The following is a 5188-nucleotide window of genomic DNA, read 5'->3' on the forward strand; positions in this document are numbered from 1 at the left end:
GGCCTCAGCAATAAGGAGATCGCCAAGGAGCTGGGGATCTCGGAGCGCACGGTCAAGGCCCATCTCTCGGCCGTGTTTCAAAAGGCAGGGATCAAGCGGCGAAGCCAGCTGGCCCATATCCGGTTTCTCACCTAGACTTTCCGGCTCCCTGGTAGTAGTACTTTTTTTCACATGAATTAGGCCAAAGGAGCGTTGGCCTCCCCTTGGAAGGTTACTAAGCTAAGGGCGAAAGGAGGTCTTTATGCGGCATAATAGGTTATGGTTTAGGTGGGGAGTTCCTTTGGGGGCGGTGCTGCTCCTGATCCTTTCCGCATGCGGCGGGCAGACCTCCAGCCCCTCCCTGAAACCCGCCACAGCCGTTAGCCGGCAGGTGGTTACCTACCCCGAGTGGCAAGCAGGCAACGCCGAGGCGGAATGCACACGGGCAGGAGCCACCTTTGACGGGGCCTACAAGGTAGGCCCACCGGTTAGCGGTACCTACCCCGTGGACGCTTACGGCAACACCATCACCGCCACCTTCTCCCCCGATGGCAAGTACGTGGCTTGGAGCTCCACCCTGGTCATGACCGCGGTAATCGTCAAGGGAGGTCCAGGGGCCAATGTGTACGTCTATGATCCCCCGGCTACCTCCGATAGTGGCCTGCACGCTCCTCCCAACCAAGGCGGAAACATTCCGAGAATCAGCCATGTGACCTTCTGCTTCCAGTATCGCCTGAACGTGAGCAAAACCGCCACCACCACCTATACCCGCCAGTACTTCTGGGAGATTCGCAAGACCGGGGACCAAACGGAGCTCACCTTGAGTCCCGGCCAGGTCTTCCCAGTGAACTACCAGGTACAGGTAGGGGTTGTCCGCTATGAGGACCGGGACTTCGCCGTACAGGGCACCATCGTCATCCAGAACAATACCCCCATCACCTTCGTGGTGCAAAGCGTCTTCGACGTGGTTTCGCCCGACATCGTCGCCAACGTAGCCTGCGGGGAGCTTCCCCGCACCCTGGCCCCAGGCCAAAGCCTGACCTGCACCTACAGCGCCAGCCTGCCCAACAAGGATAGCCGCACCAACACCGCCACCGTCGCCTACGTGCGCCAAGGCCAGGACCAGGTGCGCACCGCCACCGCCACTGCCCCCGTTACCTTCAATGGCCCCACCACCTTGGTGGATAACCAGGTGTCGGTCAGCGACGACAAGTACGGCCCCCTGGGCACTGTGAGCGCGGACGAAGCCCCCAAGACCTTCACCTACAGCCTGAACGTGGGGCCGTACCCGTGCGAGAGCCAGGACACGTACCACACCTTCACCAACACCGCCACCTTCACCACCAACACCACCGGCACCACGGGCTCCTCCAGCTGGACCGTAAGGGTTCGGGTGCCGGCTTGCCAGATGGGCTGCACCCTCACCCAGGGCTACTGGAAGACCCACACCCGGTACGGGCCGGCCAAGCCCCGGGACGCCACCTGGGACCTGATCGTTCCTAGCGGCGAGGATACCTCCTTCTTCTCCCTCGTATCCCCCGGACAAACCTACTACCAGGTCCTCTGGACCCCGCCTCAGGGCGGCAACCCGTACTACCAGCTGGCCCACCAGTACATCGCTGCCAAGCTGAACGTGCTGAAGGGGGCCTACGCTCCACCTGAGGTGCTGGCAGCCATCGCCTGGGCGGAGAACTTCTTCAACACCTACACACCCTCATCTAACTTCACCAAGACCCTCAGCAACCAGGCCCGTTCCTACGCCAGCCTCCTGGGCCAGTACAACGAGGGCTATATCGGCCCCGGGCACTGCAGCGAGTAGGCTTTGGACTTTGGACCTAGCCCCCGCCCCCCGGCGGGGGTTAGGCTTATAGGCCGATGGAAGCCACGTGGGATACCTTCCAAAAGGAACTCGCCGCCTGCACCCGTTGCCCCCGGCTGGTGGCCCATAGGGAGGCGGTGGGGCGAGAGAAACGCCGGGCCTACCGGGATTGGACCTACTGGGCCAAGCCCGTCCCCGGCTTCGGGGACCCCGGGGCGCGCCTGGTCCTCTTTGGCCTGGCCCCAGGAGCCCATGGCTCCAACCGCACGGGCCGCCCCTTCACCGGGGATGCCTCGGGCGCCTTCCTCTATCCCCTTCTTTACCAGGCGGGCCTCTCCAACCAACCCCAAAGCGAACCTGGGGACGGGCTAAGGCTTTTTGGCGTCTACCTTACCGCCGCCGTGCGCTGCGCCCCACCGGACAACAAGCCCACCCGGGAGGAGCTCCAGACCTGTAGCGCCTGGACCCGGATGGAGCTCGGTCTCCTGCGGGAGGCCCGGGTCTACCTGGCCCTGGGCCGGATTGCCCTCGAGGCCCTTCTGGACCACTTCGGCATGAAGAAAAGCTCTCATCCCTTTTTCCACGGGGCCCACTACCCCTTGCCGGGTGGCCGGCACCTCCTCGCCAGCTACCACGTCTCTCGGCAGAACACGCAAACGGGCCGGCTCACCCGGGAGATGTTTCTGGACATACTCCTAAAGGCTAAAGACCTCGCCGGGCTTTGAGCCAGGTGGTTAGCTCCTCGTAAGGGAGGACATTCAAAACCCGCTCCGGCCCGATCCAAGCCCTTTGGGCCGTGCCCACCGCAAGCTCCATGAAGCGCAGGTGCTCCACCTGATGGGCATCCGTGGAGAGGCTAATCCATAGGCCCATGCCATAGGCCAAGCGCGCCAGGTCGTCGGGGAGGTCCATGCGGTCATAGTAGCCGTCGATCTCCACCGCCACCCCCTTCTCCTTGGCCTTGCGCAAAATGGCCTCCCAATCAGCCTCTATGGGGGCCCGCCGGCCAAGGAGCCTGGCGGTGGGGTGGGCCAGGACATGGACAAAAGAGTTCTCCAGGGCCTTTAGGATGCGCTTGGTCTGCTCTGCCTTGGAGAGCTTAAAACCCGAGTGGATGGAGATGAGCACCAGGTCCAGTTCCCTTAACACCCAATCGGGGTAGTCCAAGGTGCCATCGGGCCTTATGTCCACCTCGGCCCCCGCCAGAAGGTACGGGGGGCCGTGGGTCTCGTTGAAGCGGCGGATGGTTTCTATCCGCCTTAAGGCCTCCTCCGGGGAGGGCCCCCCTGCCACCCGCACCGCTGGGGAGTGGTCCGTCACCCCCAGGTACTGGTAGCCCAGGGCCTTGGCCGCCTGCCAGAGTTCCTCGAGGCTATTCTGCCCATCGGAGTAGGTGGAGTGCACCTGCAGATCCCCCTGGATCTGGGAAAGCTCCAATAGCCTCGGAAGCTTCCCCCCAAGGGCCGCCTCTATCTCCCCCCGGTCCTCCCTCAGGGGAGGGGGAATGAAGGGAAGGCCCAAAGCTTCATAGACCCCCTCCTCCGTCTCCCCCGCCAGGCGCTTTTCCCCGCGGAAGACCCCGTACTCGGAAAGCTTCAGACCCCTCTCCTGGGCCAAGGAACGGAGCTTGATGGAGTGCTCCTTGCTTCCGGTGAGATACTGGAGCCCGGAGCCCCAGCTCTCGGGCGGCACCACCCGGAGGTCCACCTGGAGGCCATTTTTAAGGAACACGGTGGCCCGCTCCTTGCCCTGAGCGTAGACCTCCTTCACCTGGGGAAGCTTCACAAAGGCCTTTACCACCTCCTCGCTCCTCTCGGTGGCCACCAGGTAGTCCAGGTCCCCCACGGTGTCCTTGTACCGCCGAGCGGACCCGCACAGTTCCGCCCTCTCCACACCGGGCAGGGCTCGGATGGCGGCAAGAAGGTTCCGCGCCAAGGAAAGCACCGCCCCCAAGGGCCTGCGTTTACCCGCCACCTGCACCAAGGCCAGCCCCTCCCGGATCCTTTCCGCCTTTTTGGGGCCGAAGCCCTTAAGGCGAAGCAGCTCTCCCCGATCCAGGGCTTCCCTTAGTTTTTCCAGGGAATCAATGCCCAGCTGGTCATAGAGCTGCCGGGCAGTCTTGGGCCCCACTCCGGGGACTTCCATCACCGCCAAGACCCCCTTCGGTACTCGCTCCGCAAGCTCTCGGTGCTTCCTAATCCCCCCTGTGCTGAGAAACTCCAGAATCTTCTCCGCAAGGTCGGGGCCGATTCCCGGCAGCGCCAGAAGGGCCTCCTTGCCCCCCTTGGCCACCTCTTCAATGGGGGTATCCAGATCGTAGAGGGTGCGGGCAGCTTGGTAGTAGGCCCGGACCCGGAATGGGTTATCCCCCAGAAACTCGCTCATGAGCCCGATCTCCTCAAAGAGGCGGGCCAGCTCCTGGTTCCTCATGCCCTCACTATACGGGTATACTGGGTCCATCCATGCCCCCGCCGGCCAAGTTTCGCAAGGCGGTATTAAAGATGCTTCAGGAAGAGGGGCGGCCCCTCCACTACACCGAGGTGGCCCGCCGCCTTAAGGAGTCGGGGCTTTGGGCCCACGTTCGGGAACCGGAAAAGATCGCCAAGATCCAGCTCTCCGCCCTGGCTCGCTGGCATAGGAGCCCGGTGGTGGCCCTGGGCAAGGGCCTGTACGCCCTTAGAGAGCTGTACGCCCTTAGAGAAAAGGGGGAGTGTGGAGGGCTATAATCCCCCGGTTTGCAAACCGGGGATAGGTGGACCCCCACGTCCTCCGGCGGTTCATTTGGGACAAGGACCCCAAAGCGATAGATGTACTACCATAGGAGGGAGGTACAGTGATCACAAAAGCCTTCAAATACCGCCTGTACCCGACCAAGCCCCAGAGAAAAGACCTAGAGCGTACTCTCCGCTTGTGTAGGCAACTTTACAACGCAGCCCTTCAGGAACGTAGAGAGGCCTATAGGAAGGCCCAAAAGACCATTGGGTTCTACGAGCAGAAGAGGTATCTGCCCGAGATACGGACCGAGTTGCCGGAGTACAAGCATGTCCACTCCCAGGTTTTGCAAACTGTATTAGACAAGGTAGATAAAGCCTTCCAGAGCTTCTTCCGCCGCGTAAAACAGGGCCAAACCCCCGGTTACCCCCGTTTTAAGGGGGAAAGGCGCTACGACACCTTCACCTTTCCCCAAGCTGGGACTACCGGGGTCAAGATTCAGAAGGACGGAAAGCGGGTTCTTCTCTACGGCATCGGCTCGGTGAAGCTAAGGCTCCATCGTCCTTTGGAAGGCAGGATCAAGACGGCTACCGTGAAGCGGGAGGGGAACGAGTGGTACATCATCTTTACCTGTGAGGTTGAACCCAAACCCCTACCCGAAAGCCAAGCAGTTGTTGG

The 5188-nt window shown here is 62.1% G+C and carries 6 protein-coding genes; 5 read left to right on the plus strand and 1 reads right to left on the minus strand.

The features are described from left to right. The 3 genes from Q0693_RS05865 to Q0693_RS05875 form a co-directional block, all read left to right on the plus strand. Positions 1–135: LuxR C-terminal-related transcriptional regulator (locus tag Q0693_RS05865; protein ID WP_298629918.1), on the plus strand; the 135-nt coding region annotated here is incomplete at its 5' end. Positions 136–289: 154 nt separating this feature from the next. Then, positions 290–1798 (plus strand): hypothetical protein, encoded by a 1509-nt coding sequence (locus Q0693_RS05870; protein WP_298629908.1) that lies wholly within the window; start codon positions 290–292, stop codon positions 1796–1798. Positions 1799–1854: 56 nt separating this feature from the next. Next, complete coding sequence (locus Q0693_RS05875; RefSeq protein ID WP_298629910.1) at positions 1855–2523, plus strand: uracil-DNA glycosylase; 669 nt, start codon at positions 1855–1857, stop codon at positions 2521–2523. Here the strand turns inward: Q0693_RS05875 and polX are convergent. After that, entirely contained in the window at positions 2501–4228 is a 1728-nt protein-coding gene (gene polX, locus Q0693_RS05880) for a DNA polymerase/3'-5' exonuclease PolX (protein WP_298629912.1), read from the minus strand. The two genes, Q0693_RS05875 and polX, sit on opposite strands and share 23 nt — an antisense overlap. A 32-nt stretch (positions 4229–4260) precedes the next feature. Between polX and Q0693_RS05885 the strand changes: the two genes are divergently transcribed. Both Q0693_RS05885 and Q0693_RS05890 read left to right on the plus strand, forming a co-directional pair. Then, complete coding sequence (locus Q0693_RS05885; RefSeq protein WP_298629914.1) at positions 4261–4524, plus strand: HTH domain-containing protein; 264 nt, start codon at positions 4261–4263, stop codon at positions 4522–4524. Positions 4525–4631: 107 nt separating this feature from the next. Then, a partial coding sequence (locus tag Q0693_RS05890; protein ID WP_298629916.1) for a transposase occupies positions 4632–5188 on the plus strand: 557 nt, incomplete at its 3' end.

Origin of the sequence: uncultured Thermus sp., assembly GCF_938010445.1 — a bacterium.
In the GTDB taxonomy this organism is placed as follows: Bacteria; Deinococcota; Deinococci; order Deinococcales; family Thermaceae; genus Thermus; species Thermus altitudinis.

Excerpts from the sequence above, each read along its gene's own strand:
- Q0693_RS05875 (WP_298629910.1), top strand. The coding sequence starts at position 1,855 with ATGGAAGCCACGTGGGATACCTTCCAAAAGGAACTCGCCGCCTGCACC.
- polX (WP_298629912.1), bottom strand. The coding sequence starts at position 4,228 with ATGAGGAACCAGGAGCTGGCCCGCCTCTTTGAGGAGATCGGGCTCATG.
- Q0693_RS05885 (WP_298629914.1), top strand. The coding sequence starts at position 4,261 with ATGCCCCCGCCGGCCAAGTTTCGCAAGGCGGTATTAAAGATGCTTCAG.